This is a genomic window from Mucilaginibacter humi (genome assembly GCF_013087555.1).
Genome location: NZ_JABFCR010000072.1, coordinates 1 through 16,860, shown reverse-complemented (window position 1 = coordinate 16,860; position 16,860 = coordinate 1). Strand labels below are relative to the sequence as shown.

The following is a 16,860-nucleotide window of genomic DNA, read 5'->3' as shown; positions in this document are numbered from 1 at the left end:
TTTCAGGAAAGGTAAAGCCTCACCAAAAAAATTGGACAGCTGCGGGTCCATCAGCTTGTTGTTTGATGGTACACGGTTAAACATACCCGATGTTTCATAAAAGCTGCTGTAATAGGGATCGGCCCGTGCTTTGCCATCATCATGTGTCGGCAGGCGCTGAAACATCATGGAATTACCCATCATTATGCTTATCCCCTGCGTGCCTGATGTTTTATTTTTTGAGGTTTTGATATCGTTTAACGAGTTTATCATCAACATCATCTGTGTGCTGTAACTCTTTGGCATACCGGCCCGTTCATTGCTGGTACGACTGGTAAAATATTTACCGTCGAAGATCCGGTCGGGCCAGGGCATCACCTCATAGTTAGCTACATCTGGAAAGAAAAGCTCGGCGGTGAAGGTGGTTTGATAGTTCCTTTTATAATCGGCCCAGTCGCGGCGGGTATCTTCTACCGGGTCATTCTCAAAAAATAGCTTACGGCCAGTTGGCGCGGTCATTGATTTCATGCAGCAGTATTCCGGGAAGGCGGTCTCGAACGAACGCTCTTTGGCAATACCGTTATAGTAATTAGGTTCGCGGGCGGTGCCTGTCCATGATTGTACAATGTAACCGTCCACACAATCCAGTGAAGCCAGACTGGCTTCCGGGCTTACGATCTGCCACATGGAATAATTGATCAATGAATGCGTTGGCACATAGCAGCGTACATTCATGCCTTTGCTTTTACCATATGCTTTGGCGTAGGTAAAAGATTCTTTTAACGCGCGGTAGTACAGATAATACTTCAGCTTATTGGATAAATAAGTATTCTCTGCCGACTCATGTTGTGGCCTCCAATCAAATCCATAATATTCCTTCCATTCACGCTTAAAAGCTTCGCTATAGCCAGATTTTGCCCAGTATTCCGGCTCCTCTAAATATATGGCATCAATACCTGCATCGATAGCTTTTTTAACAACCTGCTCCTTAAAGTATTTCAGAAAATTTACGGTGGGCACTACATAGGGCGTGTTGGGGCCGTGCCAAACGGTATCGCCGTTCATCATTTTCTGGCCCTCGTCAAAATGCTGCTTGCCATCCCAGCGGCCCATAAAGTAATCCCGGTAGCCGCCCCAGGCCATGCCGGTCATAAAAGCCACTTTATAACCATGATCGCGCCATGATTGTACGCGTTGCTCAAATTGCCCGGGCCTACCCCCTGCGCCATATACAATGGCTACATCGGCGCGCGAGTCAACAGTAGGTTTCCATGGCCCACCGGTTTGGAAGGTGGTTTTTCTTTATTTGCCTCCGGCGATTTGGTTTGCGCCGAAACTGTAACGGTTGAAAATAATAAAGCTAAAGTTATTAAGCCTCTAACTTTTCTATCATGCTGATGTAGCGACATGTGTTTATTGTAGGTTAATCAGGATCTATTAGTCAAAAAATTCCTGCACCAATCTAACAATAATTACCCTTAACTTACAAGGTAGTATAAGTGTAGGTACCGCTCGTGCCATCATCACCTGTAAAGCTGGTCTTGTAGCCGTCAGCATCATAAACGTAAGTGTTATTTACCGTGACAGTATTCTTGCCGGTGGTAGTCACTGATTTAATGATGTTATCATGCGAATCATAAGTATAAGTGGCTGATGTGGGCGCCAATGCGGATATCGTGCTTGTTTGACTTGTAGTTATTTTTCTGTTATTAGCGTCGTAGGTATTTACAGTAGTAACGATTCCCTCAATCGTGCGGTCCTCTATTTTTATCACGTTGTTTTTACTATCATAAGTATATAATCTTACCCCACCCAACGAATAATGATCTTCTGATAATCTATTACTGCCATCATAAATATAATCGTTTATCTGGTCGTCAACTTCTAAGTTATTCCTATACACTTTTCGGGAAGTGTGGGTCAGCAAACCGTCGGTGTAAGTATATTCCGGGTAGTATCTTAAAACGCTACCATCGCCAAATCTTTGAGTGCTGCTGGATAGCGTACCGTTATCATTATAGATGTATTCATAAGTGACATCACCAATTTTTTCGGTCTTTTTCCGCTTTTTCGCGTCGTAAGTAATGTCTGTAACTGTAGTCACAAAAGTTGCACTTGGCAGTTTACTTATAACAACCGAGTGAATTAGATATTTTGTTACAACCGGAGTGGGATTATTATCGCCACTGCTGCCGCTTTTTTACAGGCTGTGATAACCACTGCAAAAGCCAGTAATATCCAGAGTTGGTTTTTAGTTTTCATAGGGACGAAGTTTTATAATTGGTAGGGACAAGTTAGCAACAATTTCTAAAAAACCAATTAACTATCAGCATTTTATTAAATCGTGTACCAAATCCGTCATCACCTTCCCAGCAACGTAAAACTTTTACTACACATTAGGCTATTAGCTAAAAATTTATAAATTTGATATGACCATTTAAACATAAATAACGATATAATTTCATGGAGAATAATCAATTTTCAAGGCGCCGATTTATTGGCACCGGCGCGCTTGCCGCAACAGGGGCATTGCTGCTTTCAAAATCATCATTTGCACAGGCTGTTTTAAGCGTTGCCGATAAACCAAATTCGGTAGTTAAAGGCGTGCAGATAGGTGTAATTACTTATTCGTTCCGCGCTTTGCCGGGTACAATACCCGACCTGATACAATACTGTGTAGACTGCAATATTAACGCTATTGAGTTGATGGGCGATGCGCCCGAAGCGTATGCCGGCCTACCAAAACGCGAGCCTGGGCAAAGCAATGCCGACCGCAACAAAGCCGTTGCCGACTGGCGCGCATCAGTATCTATGGATAAGTTTAAAGAGATCCGTAAAATGTTTAAAGATGCCGGGATAAGCATCTACGCACGGAAACCAAGCGCCCTTGACCCACGCAATACGGACGCCGAAATTGTTTATGCCTTTAATGCAGGTAAAGCATTAGGTGCAAGCCATGTTACTGTCGAGCTGCCTAACGAGGCGCACACCAAACGCTTAGGCGATTTAGCTACCGCGAATAAATTTAAAGTGGCTTACCACGCGCACTCGCAGGCTACCCCTACTTTATGGGACGCTGCTCTGGCGCAGTCTGAGTACAATTGTATTAATTTAGATTTGGGCCATTATACTGCAGGAACCAGCAGCTCACCTATCCCATTCATTGAAAAAATCATGAGCGTATAGTAAGCATGCACTTAAAGGACCGCAAATATCACGACGGGCCAAATACCCCCTCGGGCGAAGGCGATACGCCTATAAAGGATGCTTTAAAGCTGATAAGAGATAAAAATACAAGTTCCCGGTTACTATCGAGTATGAATATAACACGCCGGCAGGGTCAACTGTTATTGCCGAGGTTAAAAAATGCCGCGAGTATGCCGCGGAAGCTTTAAACTCATAAGTCATAACTAATCAACAACAAAAACCCGGTCAATTATGGCCGGGTTTTTTGTTTAATTAATTTCAAGCTTATTTTGTTTTGGATGACACTACCCGCGTGCAATGGTGTTTCAAACTTCAGGGCGTGGGTATGAAAGAAACCTTCGGCACCCAGGTTGCTGTAACCGGCCAACAGTACGCGGATATTTTTATTTGTATCGCGCCAGCAGCGGCTATGCTGAGAACCATCTGAGGTTAAGGTGAGTTTAGTTGAATTATTAAAAAGGGTAAGCTCCTTTATATTCATTTTTGTCGACCGGAAATCATTGGTACCTAAACTGTTCTGATCCTCTGCCCATACTACCGCAGGTTTATTGATAGGTCCGGCAGGTCCTGAAAAATGCTGTGTATTAGCAACTTTAGCCGTACCGCTTAAACGGCCGATATGATCTGCCGGGTAATAGTTCCACAAGCCATTCCTAACCCAACTCATGTTTGAAAGATCAGAGGCCAGTTTTAAAACCAGTCCCCATTGCCGCGGGTTAATGTCCTTAGTTAGCGTATAACTGTATGCTACTTCAACTTTTCCGTTGCTGGTTAACCGGTAAGTTGTTGTGCCTGCTGCCTCATCATAACTATCCCAAACCTGTATGGTAAAAACCTGTGGCTGTGTTTGGTATTCAATCTTTTTAATTACATGGTTGGCTGCAGTGCTGTTATAAGGTAAAAACTCCTTTCGTTTACCAGTCATCTGTACACCGTCGCCTGTAGCATTAAGCGGCAGTATCATTAACTCTGCGAAGCCATCAATTATCTTTTCCCTGTTAATATAAATCTCCAAACCACCGGCGGTGGTATTTAACACAACCTGCTTATTGCCTGCTGCAGCCCTTACCAGATTGCTTTTTATGGTATAGCTCCAGTTGGTTTTAGCGGCTACCGGTTTAATATTTTTCTTACCAAATTCGGGCACGATATTCTCAAAAACATATTGGTCTATCAGGATCTGCCGGGCATCCATTACTTGGAGTTTTAGATTTTGATTTGCGTTCGGTTTGGCGGAAAAAATCTTTATAGTGTCCGTTTTCCCGGGGGCGATGTTTGGCTTTAAAACTCCGCTTTGTGTACCCGGGGTCCACTTAAATTCGCATTCATTTAAGTTTGAAAAGCTATGGCGGTTCTCCACCACATACCTTATAAAGCCATTCTCCCAGTTCCCGCAGGGTTTAACCCTAACCGGCGAATAGGCTTTCTTCATATGCCAGTATTCGGGTTTTAAACGCCGCCAGCCATCAATAACACCCCACGATCCAAAGCCCACCACCGTACTATCCGGCAATATAAATGTATCGTCAATACCGGCCCACAATGCCCCGCCTAAAACCCCGCGCGCAGCGTACATACGTTCCCACATATCGGCCATGCCAATACCCCGGCATCGCGCAAGCCGGGGTCGGTTACTAATTCGTAGCGGTTATAGGCGTTAAGGTGGCAATATTCATCAAATATAATTGGGCGGGCGGCATTTTTATATTTCTCGGGCCCTTCAGGCCCGGGGTAATGGTGATTACCAATTTCTAATTCACCGTTATCGCCCATGGGTTCGTACTGGCTAAAATTGCGCGGACGCGATGGGTCGGCCAGCTTAACCAAGTCAGCTGTGTGTTTAAAATACTCTGCAAACTTCTTGCTTTCATTACCCATCGACCAAATTAAAACCGACGCGTGCGATTTAAAAAATTCAACCATATCCAGCGTTTGGTTCACCAATACCTGCTGATAATATTCGGGCGGTACTAATCCTCTTTCTGCCCAGCAAAACGGCGCCTCCACTTCCGGGAACATGCCCAGCTGTCGCATGCCTGTACCAATTCTTCGGTTGGCGGATAATGCGAAGTACGCAGGTAATTTACATTCCCGCGGGCAAAAATCTTAATGTCCTCAACACATTGTTCGGCTGTTACCGAGCGCCCCTGTAAAGGCATAATATCATGATGGCAAACGCCGCGCAATTTAACTGGGTTATTGTTTACAAATACCGGGTTACCCCGTACCTCAATTTGCCTGAAACCAATTTTGCGTTCGGTAACCTCTTCCACCTTGCCGTTAACAGATAGCGTTGTCCGGTAGGTATAAAGGATGGGATGTTCGCTATCCCATTTGAGCGGGTGGGGGATCTCGAACTGGTAGGATGAGGATATAGAAGATGCTTTCTCCACTTTACTCAATGATACCTCCTGGAAAATACGGTGTGATTTTTAATATCTATCAGTTCAAAAAGTACCGAAGCCTCAGCAACTGCCTTGCTTTCGTTTTTAAAGTAATATTCGTGTTTAGCGTAGCGTTATCATAGTTCCGGTCAAATTTAGTATCTGCACGGAACCCGCTTATATTAACCGGCGATAATGCTACCAGCTGTATCTTGCGGGTAATACCGCCCAAAGCATGTACCGCGTAGCTGCTTGCAGCCGAAACGCTATCTGCAAAGCCCTCATTTTTTACCTTAATAGCCAGCGAGAGTTTGCCGTTTTTATTTAACAGATCAGTAACATCTATTTCAAAAGGCGTAAATCCGCCTATGTGCGTTGTTGCCAGCTTGCCGTTAACGTATACCTGTGCCTCGCTGTAGACGCCGTCGCAGCGCAGCTTAATCCGCTTGCCGGCCCATTCACCGGGAATTACCCATTCTGACGCATAACCGGCCCGGTATGTTTGGCTACTTTAAAACCCTGCATTACCCATTCGCCCGGCACCTTTATCGGTTTCGGGACGGCCCCTTTGGTGAGGTTGTTTTTTCGAATCCGGGTTCGGGAACCGGATTAAAAAGCCAGTTACCCGCAAGGCTTTTTGTCCATACCACAGTACGCGCTTTAGGCAGCGGACTGATAGCCCGGTTTGTTAAAGTATCTGCACCATATATTAATTGGGCCGGGCATAATAAAACAGCCGAAAAGATAAATTTTAAAGGCATAGTGTCATCTCGCATACCTAATGCAGCGTTTATAAAGTTAACGCACCAGCCAGTAAGCAACTACAACTATTTTATGTTTTTTGACACTATATTATTGCTTGCGCGCCCCAACGGATACCAGGCAATAAAAAACCCGGTCTTAAGGGGACCGGGTTTTTATTTAAGATATTACTGATTAACTTTTTGGCGGCGCTGCAGCCGGAGCATTTCCCGGCAGCAATATCGCGTCAATGCCGTTCACAATGCCGTTGTTACCCAACAGATCGTACAATACTACCTCAGCGGTAACGCCATCTGCAGTGGTAAGCTGTAGTTTTTTTGTGGGGCTTATGGATAGTTGCAGCGGCTGGCCGTTTAAGGTAGTTAATGTAGCTTTACCCTTACCTGCTGTAAGCGCTTTAATAATATCGGCTTTGCCATATCTGCCAGTTACCATATGCGATTTTAGCAGCGTGGCAAATCTGCCGTTATCCTTCATCAAACTATCTAATTTTCCAGGCGATAGCTTGCTGAATGCGGCATTGTTTGGCGCAAATATGGTATAGGGTCCGCCTGTCCTTAGGCTGGCCTCTAAATTGGCATTTTTACTGCCGATGCAGCAGTGGTATAATCAGCATTACTGTTTAAGGCGTTTATAACGTTGCCCTTCATGGTATCGGCAACGGCTACAACTTTGGTTACGGTGTCTGTTTGTGCAAAAGTGCGGTTTGCGGTTAAACCTGCCATTGAAATGGCAGCTATTACAATTAACTTTCTCATTGTGTTATATTAAATTAGTACTCGGTTAATTAGTAATAGTCTGTATCGTATAGTAGCTATGTTAGGTGAAAATATCGTTAGTATATGTATATATTAACTACAGATTGAACGATATATTGTTTTTTGGATGATGCTAAAGTGGGCAAAAACAAATTAAAAACCCATCAAAACCCCTTCCTTAAATACCGGGTTATTCACTCCCGCATTTGGTAATCGCGTACCGGCATTGCTCATGTGCCTCAATCCGAAATTCATATCAGCATACAGCGTTTTGTATACCTTTAAGTTAAGCCCGGCCACCAGGTTATTGGCAAACAAAAAGCCACTCATTTGCCTATGCGGCACACCCGAGGCGTAATGCGGACCGGTACTTAACGCCACATAATAACTTAACGGACCACCGCCCCAATTCCTTCGGTAGAGTAAGCCTAAGTTTAAGCCGCATTCGTACGAGTCGAGATAATCGGCTGCTACTGATTCCGGATATAAGCCATACCGCGACACATTATATTGTGGTTGCACCAATAGGTCGAACTGGTACTTTGGATGTTTTTTAAGGGTGTGGTAAAATTGGATCTCATAGAAATTTACGTGGTAATAATAATTGGATGCTACGGTAAACCCTTTTCTGCCAATGCCAACAAGCTGGCCGATGTATTGTACCCCGGTACCGGTAGCAAATCCAAGGCGGTTTTTGTAGTAATGAGCCAGGCTATCCTGTGCAAATACCGTTGATACAGCTAAGAAAGTATTAAGGGAAAGGAATATGATCAATACTTTTTTGCTCACGCGATCAGGATTTGATGCAGATACGGTAATTAGCCGCTTTAAGTTGCTTCTATTCGTCCCCGGAAAAGAATGTATATAACAACAAACCCTCTATCCGCATACGCGAAAAGAGGGTTATTAAATAAATTTTATGCGGGTGATAACTATTCTAACAATCCGGCGGGTATTTTTCCATCCACTTTTGGAAACGGAATACCAAGCAGTTTTACCATTATCGGCGTCATATCGCGCAGGTTCATTTCTTCTATTACAGCGCCTTTGCGGATACCCGGGCCATGAGCTACCAGGCCGGTGCGGATATTTTTGTATCCGGGAAATACCCGTGTGTACCGCCCCTGCCATTTCTCATCGCATTACCTGTAGCTCCATTACCAAACGCGGCATCATGCTCGCCGGTAAGGGCAAAAGCAACATTAGGATTGAACCCGCCTTTGGTTATTTGTTCTTTGCTGATAAAGCGATAATATTGCTTAACGCTATCAGGCTGTGCTTCTAATAATGATTTAACTTTATCAGCGGTCGCCTTATCATTTGGATCTTTAAGGTACAGGTAAGTAGATCCGCCTGAAGAATTAAATTGTGCTTTCCAGTCGCCGGTTTTTACATCGTTCATCAACCCGGCCTCTTTTAGCCAAACATTTGGCGAAATCGTCTTTTTACATCATAAAACCCGTGGTCGCCACCAATCAGGAACACTGTGCTATCCCATATTCCTGCTTCTTTCAATGCATCCATAATAATTCCTACAGCCTCATCCGCATCAGCCACAGCGCGGTGTACTGTTGGGCCGTTACGTCCTTCAGCATGTTCGTAATGATCTACATCAAATACATGAATGGTCATCAAACCCGGCTTACTTTTTTGATCACATAAGCGGCTATTTTAGCTACATTTTGATTTTTACCGGCATCTATTTTGTCAACACCGCCAAATACATCTTTTTTCACCTCGGCATAAAAACCCTTTGGTAAAGAATATTCTTCGCGAACGCCATCGCCCGGAGCTGCCTATATCGGGGATATTATAATCTACCGGCGCATTGGCAGATACCGGCCAATAAAGTGATGCCACGATCATGCCTTTGTCTTTAGCCGCTTTCCAGATAGTAGGCGCATGGATAGAGCTATCCTGCCAGTAAGGCGCTTGCGGCGCTCCATCGGGGGTAAATATATTGTTATAAAATACACCGTGCTTTACAGGCTGCACACCTGTAACAATAGTGGTATGCGACGGATAGGTCATGGAAGGGAATACACTGTTTACACCTTTGGCATAAGCTCCGTCTTTCATCAGCGCGCGGATGTTAGGCGTTTGCCATCCGTCCTCCAAATAAAAATCAGGGCGAAAACCGTCAATGGTTAAAAAGATAACATGTTTGGCAGTTTGTGCCAGTAGCTGCCCTGTAGTAATAAATAAGGCAAGGAGTGCGATAGATAATTGTTTTTTCATAATTTCCATCCGGGTATGGCCGGAGTTTAAGGTTAATAAATAAACATAGAACGGAGCAAAGGTGATTGTAAAGTTGTTAACTTTTTGTGATATTATGATTATGTAATTTGCTTTATCGACTGTTAAAAATACAGATAAATCATTGCCATTGACTAAAGTCAACGGCAATGATTTATCTAATCAAATCTTAAACAGTTTCTTAACTACAAGGCGGACAGAAGATAAGCAAAGCCAAAAAAAAAAAAACGGACAACTATAAAGTTACCCGCCTTGTATATTTTTAACCATCAAGCGTTTCAAAGCCCCTCTCCTTTGGAGAGGGGTTGGGGTGAGGTCTACCTGCTCGCGCCTTTCAGCACATATTCCTGCGGGGGAGTGGCACCCATCAGGTTTTTAACAAAGTAATCCCAGCGGCGGCGCATCATGTAAGGCGAATAAGCGCCATAACCATGCGCACTGTTAGGGAACACTACCAGGTCGAAATCCTTGTTCGCCTTCTCTAAAGCCTCCACAACCAGTAAGGTATTTGATGGCGGAACGTTGTTATCCATAAGGCCGTGTACCAGCATCAACTTTCCTTTCAGGTTCTTTGCCAGGCTTTGGTTAGCCCGGGCAGCGTAATCAGCATTAGCGACTAAGCCGTTATAACGTTCGCCCCAGTTATCTTCGTAGTTCAGGTTCTCGTGGTTACCCGATTCGGCTATACCAACCTTAAAGAAATCCGGATAGCGGAACATCGCACCGGCAGTAGCAAAACCACCACCCGAGTGTCCCCAGATCCCAACCTTATCCAGGTCCATATAAGCATATTTGGCAGCCAGTTGTTTGATACCACCAACCTGGTCGGCCAGTGTATTATCGGCCATGTTGCCATAGCTCATATCATGAAAGCTCTTTGAACGTAACGGGTTGCTGGTACCTTCAATCTCAACCACAATAAAGCCCAACTCGGCCAGGGCACCGTTGTCGCCCCTTGTGGTGCTGAACGCCCAGCTACCCACGCTGCCGCCCTGCGGACCGGGGTAGATGTAATCAATAACAGGATACTTTTTATTGGGGTCGAGGTTTTTAGGCACCCACATTAAACCATAAACATCAGTAGTGCCATCATGCGCTTTAACCGAGAACGGGATGATAGGCTTCCAGCCGGTAGCGGTTAGTTTTGAAATATCGGTGCGCTCAAACTCGGCAATTTGCTTGCCCTTCATATCCCGCAGCACAGTAACCGGCGGCACGTCCGGTTTTGAATAAGTGTCGATGATAAAGTTACCCATTGGCGAGAAGCTGGCAGTATGGGTACCGGGGCCGGGTGTTAAAATAGTAAAACCTTTACCGTCCATACCTATCTTACAAAACTTGCTGAAGTAAGGATTTTCAGGATCAAGATTATTAGCGGTGAAGTAGATCACGCGGTTTTTTTCGTCAACCTTTAAAACGTTGGTCAAAACCCAATTGCCTTTATCAACCTGGTGCTTTAGCTTGCCGGTGGTGGCATCATATAAATAAAGGTGGCCCCAGTTATCGCGCTCAGAGAACCAAAGTATCTCGTTGGACTTGCTAAGATAGCGCCAGTTAACGGCATCCCACCCCGACTCAAATTGCGTCTTAACGGTTTCGGTGAACAGCTCCGTTACCGCACCGGTAGCGGCATCGGCCACGCGTACTTTTGCTTCTTTATGGTCGCGGTTGGTTGAGGCGAAAACCAGCTTGGTAGCATCATCGCTCCAGTAAACATCGGCCCAGCCTGCGCCGCCTTTAATATCATCGCTCAGGGTTGATCTGTGTGGGTCAGGAGCTACATTCAGTTTAATAACTTTTGGCTCATCCACATTAATAATTACGCGGCTAAGCATTGGGATCTCCACATCGCCGGGTAACGGATATTTCCAGGCGACAAGCTTAGGCGCACCTACTTTGGTGGGCACCAGGTACATATCATTTACCTTACGCTCGTCCTGCTGGAAGGTGGCTATCTTCTTAGAATCTGGTGACCAGATTAATATCGGCCTGGTACCTTGCGCCCAGCCGGCATTATCGGTAGCGTAGCCATCGTCCTTAACGCCATCGGTTGTTAGCTGTGTTTCTTTATTAGTTTTAACATCGCGTACCCAAAGGTTAAAGTCCTTTATAAAAGCAGCTTTTTGTTTGTTTGGCGATAACACCTCGTTAGGGTTGCCGGCAGCAAAACCACCACCACGGCGACCGCGGGCACCGGTTAACGAAACAGCTTTAACAGTTGTAGTATCAGGAGTTATCGCATTGTTTTCAAATTTATATTGCTTGCCATCAGCTGTGAAAATTACGCCCTTACCATTTGCCGAAAAGTTGATGGTTTGGAAAGGCAGGTCGGCTGCTTTATATGCTTTACCTGTAGTTGCCGACAATGCTGTGGCCAGTTTAGCATGATCAAAAGCTACAACTTTAGTTCCCTTAGCAGGATTAACTAAGATAAATTGATTGCCTTCGGCAGCCGAAGTGCGATAATAATATCGATCATCAGGCAGCCAGGTTGGGCGGATACCGGTGCGCTCGGTTAGCGGCTCAAGGTTATAGGCCATGGCGGTTTCGGCACGCTCATAATCTTTAGCTGTAAAAACTTTACCTTGTTGGGCATGGGTGGTTAATGCTAACGCCAAAGGGATAGCAGTAAGTAAAAACTTATTCATAGCGGGTTTTAAAGCAGTTAATTTAAGACAACCAATATACGGCAATAAATATTGCTGTCAAGTGGTGCATGACGAGTTAGCTGCAAATTACAATATTGTTACTTAACACGGTTAAAACCAAAAGGCGGATAGCTTTGAATTATCCGCCTTTCAACAAGATTGTTGACTGATTATTTTGTACTGATAGTTCCGCCGGCACGGGTTACTACGCTTGCTGTTGTAAACGTAGTGGCCGATTTTGTGCCTTTAGTATAAGTACCTGTAAGATAAAAACCATTAAGCCAGGTACCTGCAGCCACGCTGCCGCCGGTGTAAATACTGTAGGTAGTGTTGGCTTTCAACTTAGGGCCGGCATACAACATAGTTGCAAACTTAACCGGCGATTGGAATGTAAGCGCCTCGGTACCATCGGCAGCTTCAATATGTATAAATTGGTTTGCCTCGGCACCGCCTGTTACAACGGTACGCACCGTTGATGTAGTGCTTGGCGGACTGGTTGTACCACCTACGCCTATTACAGTTCCGCCGGTAATTTTAAGTGTACGCAAATCGCAATCAAGGCCGGCCTCAGGGGCTACGGTACCTATAGCTACTACCCTCCCGCCTGTAATAGTCAGGTCACCATTCGAGTCTATACCGTCATTGGCCTTGCTATAAGCATAAATATCGCCGCCGTTAATGAATATATTCTTCTCGGCATTTAAACAATCATTTATGGCGGTTATAGAGATAGCGCCTTTGTTAATAGTTAGCACGTTATTACATGATATGCCCTCGCCCGCTCCGGTAGTTATGTTGATTGTACCATTATTAATATTGATGTACGGTACAATGGTAGCATCAGTACCGCTGTAAGATGCCGATATGCCCTTACTAAACGCGTTGATGGTTAATGTTCCCCGTTGATGATGACATTTCCTTTTTCGGCTTCAATACCATCGCTGCTTGCCGTTAAGTTAAGCGTGCCGCCGTCTATAATAACTGCATTATTTGCATGCATGCCATCACTTATAGCGCCGGTTACGTTAATAGTACCGGTGCGTACGCGGATGTAATCATCACAAACAATTGCGTGTTTATAAAGGCTTTTTACATTCAATGTACCCGTGCCGCTAAATACTACTTGTCCTTCGGCAAAGAAGGTACCTTTCATATCCTCACTTCCAAATGGTGTATAAGTAGCGCCATCAGCAAGCGTGTTTGTAGTGCCATCGGCAATAACAACAAATGCTCTTTTTGATGATTGGATATTTATTGCCGGTCCATCTAAATTGGTGATGCTGGCGTTGTTTAAAGTAAGCTCAAATTTCTTATCGCTGTAGATCTTAACCGAACCGTTGGTTGTTGTACCTGTTACCACAAACGCTACGCCGGTAGCGGTCGACTTTATTAACACATCGCCATTACTTTGTGTAATGGTAACGCCTGTGGTTGTTGCCGGGCTTATAGTTGCCGTAGCGCCCATTGTTATAGTGATGGTACTGGTAAAGCTTGAGCCTTCTACCAGGTCATCCGCATTAGCGCCATCAGTTGTTGATCCTTCGGGGGTGCCGGTGGTTTCGGTAGCAGTTTCAATTTTTGTAGTGCTAACTACCGGCGGGGTAACAGGATTGTCGCCCGATGAGCTTTTAGAGCATGATACAATAGTAATGCAAGCTGAAAATAAAAGTATCAGTAATGAATAGCGGATAAGGCCGGATAAAATTTTCATGTCAATTTAGATTTATAAAGAAGCAGACGCTAAAAGTAAAAGCAATTAATATAACACGCATATTAAGTTTATGTTAAATTAACTATTGGTTGTTGTTTACCTACCGAAAAGTATGTATGTATCACATTTATTACTATTTACTTTCCAGCAAGGCGCTCAATTCGGCAGCAACTTTTTGGGCCAGGGCCGAAAAGCCATTTTGCAAGGGGTGCGTTCCATCACCACCCCGGTAATATTCAGGGTGATCAATAACGGTTGCAAAAAGATCGTCTACCTTAATATCTTTTTGGGTCGTTACATAGTCCAAAGCAATCTTATTTCGTTCCCTGATCCGATCTGTACGCGGGTCTAATATTTTGGCATCAGCATACGTACGGATTGGTGTGCTTGATGCCCACATCAGCCTGGCCTTTGGCGCGCCCTTGCGGATAGCTTTTACAAAAGCCGGGAAAGCCTTTTTGTATTCATCCTCAGTATAACCCCAGCCATGCAGGCCATTGTTAAAATGCACAATGTCAAATTTGTAATAGCTCATTATCAGCGCTATTTCTTTAGCCAACGCGGGGTCGCAAAGGCTTTTTGAGGTTGATAAACGGGCAACATAGGCTTTACCATCCATCAGCTTAACCACTTCGGGATAATAGCCGCGGGTAATGGAATTTCCAATTAAAAGTATCCGGGGTAACGCACCGTTATTGGTGTTGGGCATATACACATCCACCCATTCAATATCTTCCCTTATGATCTTATCCTGCGCCATTAAAGGCATCGCGGCAGCAAATAATAGTAAGACAGTTAGTATTACTGATAGTTTTTTCAGCTTCATATTCAGGTAGTTGTATTTTCGTTATTTTCATCATGGCGCTCAACAATAATGGTACACTCGCCAATAAGCGCGGCTATGGCGCCTACTGCGGCAAACATCGGCATTAAAAGCACACCAACCACACCCAGTGTAAGCGGGAAACCAGCAATTTCCTTACCTTCTTTATCAGCAATAGTGATACGTGTTACGTTGCCTTCGGCAATTAATTCTTTTACCTTCTTTAACAGGCCTTCGCCGTTGATGGAGAAAAATTCTTTGTTAGCCATAAAATATGTTTGGGGTAAATGGTTTAGCCTCACCTAAATCCTCTCCAAAGGAGAGGACTTCAATGCAAAACTATAAATAATATTTAAAAGCCCCTCTCCTTTGGAGAGGGGTTGGGGTGAGGCTTTACAATAAATTAAGCGCCATAAAACTATTACCGCCACTATTGGTTTATACACTTATGGAAACCAACAGATTATCACCAACCCTTGCACAAGCCTTAAATGCGCAAATGACCAACGAAGCACATAATGCGCAGATTTACCTGTCATACGCCTCATGGGCGGCGGATAAAGGCTATGACGGAATTTCTAACTTCCTGTTCAGGCATGCTAACGAGGAACGTAACCATATGATGAAATTCCCGGAATATATTTTAAAGCGTGGCGGCAAGGTGGTAGTTACCGCAATACCAGCGCCGGGACCTGACCCGCTTAACGTGAACGATTGCTTTGAAAAGGTATTTCAATCGGAGGTTGAAAATACAACCGGGATATACGACATTGTTAACATGAGCATGGCCGAGAAAGACTGGGCCACACGGAACTTTATGCAATGGTTTGTTAAAGAACAAACTGAGGAAGAAACCACGGCGATGGATCTGTTAAGCAAAATAAAAGTTGCCGGAGGTGTTAATGCTAACGACAGCGCCTTATATGCTTTGGATATTGACTTGGGTAAAACACCTGATGACGCCACGCTTGCACAGGATGTAACGGTTGATAACCCGTAATAGACTTAAAATATTTCACAATAAAGCTACGTTAAACGTATAATCAATTGCAATCATGGAGAAGTTTGAAATATCAGTAACAGTTGATAATACTAACGAGCATTTTGAGGTGCGTGATTATATGCACCACGAGTGTGAACAATGCAAGTACGAGATATTTAAAGACGGGCAGTTTGTGGGTAGTTTTGAACCCGATAATCATAAGATATTGCATATCTGCAAAAACCCGGGTGTTTTACCCGAAAATACTTTGCACCTGATAGCCGATCAGTTGGAGGGTTTTCATATTTAAGTTATTCTGCAGGTAGGCATTTGATTATCAATATTTTGTTTGGATTTTAAAGAGATTATTTCTAATATTAATCATCCTTAACACTAAACAATTATCATCATGCCCAACCATCTTTCACTCCTCGGAATTATCCATACCGCTATTAGTATCCTGGCTTTATTTACAGGGTTTTATTGTTTGCTGCGCGACGGCAAAATAGCACCGTTAACCGATAACGGGAAATTATACATTTTGCTAACCATCATTACGTGTTTAACCTCCTTCCCTATTATGAAAACCGGTCATTTTACGGGCGCGCATGGGCTTGGCGTTATGGTTTTAGCTTTATTACCTGTTGGTATTTATATAAAAGCTGTAAAACCGTTAACCAAAACGGCTGATTATGTACAGGTTTTCGTAATGTCGGCAACTTTGTTCCTGTCATGTATCCCGGCAATTGTCGAAACCCTCACGAGGGTGCCTATCTCACGTCCTATAGCCACCGGGCCAAATGACCCGATAATTCAAACCTGCTTAGGTATTTTAACATTAACATTTCTTGTCGGTGTAGCTTACCAGCTATATAAATTAAAGAAGAGCAAAAAATCGGGCCCAACACCGGATATCCATATTAATTTGAGCTAACGCAAATAAAGTCCTTATCGGCCCTAAACAATGTCTCAAATACACCCTTTGTAGTGCATCTAAGTGCGGTACATTTGCTTGTACATTAAATCTAAAATAGTATGAGCAAGATAACCCCATTTTTATGGTTCGACAATAATCTTGGCGAAGCCATAACCTATTACACCCGAATTTTTAAAGATTCGAAAGTTATCAGTAAATCAACATTGACGGACATCACCGAGGGCCCGGTAGAGACCGTACAAACTGCCGAGTTTGAACTGGCGGGTCAAAGATTTATGGCATTGGCAGGCGGCCCGATGTTTAAGTTTACCGAAGCTATATCCTTGTATGTGAGTTGCAACGACCAGGCTGAGATAGACTATTACTGGAACGCCCTGACAGCCGATGGCGGCCGGGAAAGCCGCTGCGGCTGG

At 44.2% G+C, this 16,860-nt stretch carries 19 protein-coding genes and 3 pseudogenes; 6 read left to right on the top strand and 16 right to left on the bottom strand.

The genetic code is table 11. The features are described from left to right. Nucleotides 1–1,122: pseudogene (locus HK413_RS13460) on the bottom strand (hypothetical protein); the annotation flags it as partial. 340 nt (nucleotides 1,123–1,462) lie between these two features. After that, the gene (locus HK413_RS13455) at nucleotides 1,463–2,083 is read right to left on the bottom strand and encodes a hypothetical protein (protein ID WP_175270498.1); all 621 of its coding nucleotides are present in this window, start codon (nucleotides 2,081–2,083) and stop codon (nucleotides 1,463–1,465) included. Between the two features lie 359 nt (nucleotides 2,084–2,442). On the opposite strand from HK413_RS13455, the gene HK413_RS13450 reads away from it, so the two are divergent. Further along, complete coding sequence (locus HK413_RS13450) at nucleotides 2,443–3,165, top strand: hypothetical protein (RefSeq protein ID WP_217452322.1); 723 nt, start codon at nucleotides 2,443–2,445, stop codon at nucleotides 3,163–3,165. A 250-nt stretch (nucleotides 3,166–3,415) separates the two neighbouring features. Here the strand turns inward: HK413_RS13450 and HK413_RS13445 are convergent, their stop codons facing one another. The 4 genes and pseudogenes from HK413_RS13445 to HK413_RS22425 form a co-directional block, all read right to left on the bottom strand. Beyond that, complete coding sequence (locus HK413_RS13445) at nucleotides 3,416–4,783, bottom strand: DUF4981 domain-containing protein (protein ID WP_217452321.1); 1,368 nt, start codon at nucleotides 4,781–4,783, stop codon at nucleotides 3,416–3,418. Next, nucleotides 4,738–5,220 carry a glycoside hydrolase family 2 TIM barrel-domain containing protein gene (locus HK413_RS20170; protein ID WP_175270496.1) on the bottom strand — a complete coding sequence of 161 codons (483 nt, stop codon included), beginning with the start codon at nucleotides 5,218–5,220 and terminating at the stop codon, nucleotides 4,738–4,740. The genes HK413_RS13445 and HK413_RS20170 overlap by 46 nt, the downstream gene beginning before the upstream one ends. Beyond that, complete coding sequence (locus HK413_RS20165; RefSeq protein WP_175270495.1) at nucleotides 5,157–5,579, bottom strand: glycoside hydrolase family 2 TIM barrel-domain containing protein; 423 nt, start codon at nucleotides 5,577–5,579, stop codon at nucleotides 5,157–5,159. Before HK413_RS20165 ends, HK413_RS20170 begins: the two co-directional genes overlap by 64 nt. A 49-nt stretch (nucleotides 5,580–5,628) precedes the next feature. Then, nucleotides 5,629–6,048: pseudogene (locus tag HK413_RS22425) on the bottom strand (sugar-binding domain-containing protein); the annotation flags it as partial. Between the two features lie 20 nt (nucleotides 6,049–6,068). On the opposite strand from HK413_RS22425, the gene HK413_RS13425 reads away from it, so the two are divergent. Beyond that, entirely contained in the window at nucleotides 6,069–6,506 is a 438-nt protein-coding gene (locus tag HK413_RS13425; protein ID WP_175270494.1) for a hypothetical protein, read from the top strand. On the opposite strand, the gene HK413_RS13420 is transcribed toward HK413_RS13425, so the two are convergent. The 10 genes and pseudogenes from HK413_RS13420 to HK413_RS13380 form a co-directional block, all read right to left on the bottom strand. Next, the gene (locus tag HK413_RS13420; protein WP_317169605.1) at nucleotides 6,507–6,869 is read right to left on the bottom strand and encodes a fasciclin domain-containing protein; all 363 of its coding nucleotides are present in this window, start codon (nucleotides 6,867–6,869) and stop codon (nucleotides 6,507–6,509) included. A 32-nt stretch (nucleotides 6,870–6,901) separates the two neighbouring features. Then, nucleotides 6,902–7,090: a hypothetical protein gene (locus HK413_RS13415; protein WP_175270493.1), complete on the bottom strand. Its 189-nt coding sequence runs from the start codon at nucleotides 7,088–7,090 to the stop codon at nucleotides 6,902–6,904. 153 nt (nucleotides 7,091–7,243) lie between these two features. Next, nucleotides 7,244–7,879: an acyloxyacyl hydrolase gene (locus HK413_RS21605; RefSeq protein WP_175270492.1), complete on the bottom strand. Its 636-nt coding sequence runs from the start codon at nucleotides 7,877–7,879 to the stop codon at nucleotides 7,244–7,246. A 280-nt stretch (nucleotides 7,880–8,159) separates the two neighbouring features. Continuing rightward, nucleotides 8,160–8,492 carry a hypothetical protein gene (locus HK413_RS15640; RefSeq protein ID WP_217452320.1) on the bottom strand — a complete coding sequence of 111 codons (333 nt, stop codon included), beginning with the start codon at nucleotides 8,490–8,492 and terminating at the stop codon, nucleotides 8,160–8,162. Between the two features lie 14 nt (nucleotides 8,493–8,506). Then, nucleotides 8,507–9,328: pseudogene (locus HK413_RS22420) on the bottom strand (alkaline phosphatase family protein). 335 nt (nucleotides 9,329–9,663) lie between these two features. Beyond that, nucleotides 9,664–11,994 carry a S9 family peptidase gene (locus tag HK413_RS13400; RefSeq protein ID WP_175270491.1) on the bottom strand — a complete coding sequence of 777 codons (2,331 nt, stop codon included), beginning with the start codon at nucleotides 11,992–11,994 and terminating at the stop codon, nucleotides 9,664–9,666. Nucleotides 11,995–12,164: 170 nt separating this feature from the next. Then, complete coding sequence (locus tag HK413_RS13395; RefSeq protein ID WP_394353184.1) at nucleotides 12,165–12,860, bottom strand: carbohydrate-binding domain-containing protein; 696 nt, start codon at nucleotides 12,858–12,860, stop codon at nucleotides 12,165–12,167. 23 nt (nucleotides 12,861–12,883) lie between these two features. Continuing rightward, nucleotides 12,884–13,705, bottom strand: coding sequence for a carbohydrate-binding domain-containing protein (locus tag HK413_RS13390; RefSeq protein WP_175270490.1), 822 nt, complete (start codon nucleotides 13,703–13,705; stop codon nucleotides 12,884–12,886). A gap of 133 nt (nucleotides 13,706–13,838) precedes the next feature. Then, nucleotides 13,839–14,531 carry an SGNH/GDSL hydrolase family protein gene (locus tag HK413_RS13385; protein WP_175270489.1) on the bottom strand — a complete coding sequence of 231 codons (693 nt, stop codon included), beginning with the start codon at nucleotides 14,529–14,531 and terminating at the stop codon, nucleotides 13,839–13,841. Nucleotides 14,532–14,533: 2 nt separating this feature from the next. Then, entirely contained in the window at nucleotides 14,534–14,797 is a 264-nt protein-coding gene (locus tag HK413_RS13380; RefSeq protein ID WP_175270488.1) for a DUF4342 domain-containing protein, read from the bottom strand. A gap of 179 nt (nucleotides 14,798–14,976) precedes the next feature. Between HK413_RS13380 and HK413_RS13375 the strand changes: the two genes are divergently transcribed. The 4 genes from HK413_RS13375 to HK413_RS13360 all read left to right on the top strand — a co-directional run. Beyond that, nucleotides 14,977–15,528: a ferritin gene (locus HK413_RS13375; protein ID WP_175270487.1), complete on the top strand. Its 552-nt coding sequence runs from the start codon at nucleotides 14,977–14,979 to the stop codon at nucleotides 15,526–15,528. Nucleotides 15,529–15,583: 55 nt separating this feature from the next. Beyond that, a complete protein-coding gene (locus HK413_RS13370) occupies nucleotides 15,584–15,820 on the top strand; it encodes a hypothetical protein (protein ID WP_175270486.1) in 237 nt (78 codons plus the stop codon). Nucleotides 15,821–15,919: 99 nt separating this feature from the next. Then, complete coding sequence (locus HK413_RS13365) at nucleotides 15,920–16,444, top strand: DUF2306 domain-containing protein (protein WP_175270485.1); 525 nt, start codon at nucleotides 15,920–15,922, stop codon at nucleotides 16,442–16,444. Between the two features lie 101 nt (nucleotides 16,445–16,545). Continuing rightward, on the top strand, nucleotides 16,546–16,860 hold a 315-nt coding region (locus HK413_RS13360), incomplete at its 3' end, for a VOC family protein (protein WP_175270484.1).

What these genes read in the sequence shown, in the direction of transcription:
- HK413_RS13450 (WP_217452322.1), top strand. Translation starts at nt 2,443, where the DNA reads ATGGAGAATAATCAATTTTCAAGGCGCCGATTTATTGGCACCGGCGCG.
- HK413_RS13445 (WP_217452321.1), bottom strand. Translation starts at nt 4,783, where the DNA reads ATGGCCGATATGTGGGAACGTATGTACGCTGCGCGCGGGGTTTTAGGC.
- HK413_RS20170 (WP_175270496.1), bottom strand. Translation starts at nt 5,220, where the DNA reads ATGCGACAGCTGGGCATGTTCCCGGAAGTGGAGGCGCCGTTTTGCTGG.
- HK413_RS13425 (WP_175270494.1), top strand. Translation starts at nt 6,069, where the DNA reads ATGTTTGGCTACTTTAAAACCCTGCATTACCCATTCGCCCGGCACCTT.
- HK413_RS13415 (WP_175270493.1), bottom strand. Translation starts at nt 7,090, where the DNA reads ATGAGAAAGTTAATTGTAATAGCTGCCATTTCAATGGCAGGTTTAACC.
- HK413_RS15640 (WP_217452320.1), bottom strand. Translation starts at nt 8,492, where the DNA reads ATGAACGATGTAAAAACCGGCGACTGGAAAGCACAATTTAATTCTTCA.
- HK413_RS13400 (WP_175270491.1), bottom strand. Translation starts at nt 11,994, where the DNA reads ATGAATAAGTTTTTACTTACTGCTATCCCTTTGGCGTTAGCATTAACC.
- HK413_RS13390 (WP_175270490.1), bottom strand. Translation starts at nt 13,705, where the DNA reads ATGAAAATTTTATCCGGCCTTATCCGCTATTCATTACTGATACTTTTA.
- HK413_RS13385 (WP_175270489.1), bottom strand. Translation starts at nt 14,531, where the DNA reads ATGAAGCTGAAAAAACTATCAGTAATACTAACTGTCTTACTATTATTT.
- HK413_RS13380 (WP_175270488.1), bottom strand. Translation starts at nt 14,797, where the DNA reads ATGGCTAACAAAGAATTTTTCTCCATCAACGGCGAAGGCCTGTTAAAG.
- HK413_RS13375 (WP_175270487.1), top strand. Translation starts at nt 14,977, where the DNA reads ATGGAAACCAACAGATTATCACCAACCCTTGCACAAGCCTTAAATGCG.
- HK413_RS13370 (WP_175270486.1), top strand. Translation starts at nt 15,584, where the DNA reads ATGGAGAAGTTTGAAATATCAGTAACAGTTGATAATACTAACGAGCAT.
- HK413_RS13365 (WP_175270485.1), top strand. Translation starts at nt 15,920, where the DNA reads ATGCCCAACCATCTTTCACTCCTCGGAATTATCCATACCGCTATTAGT.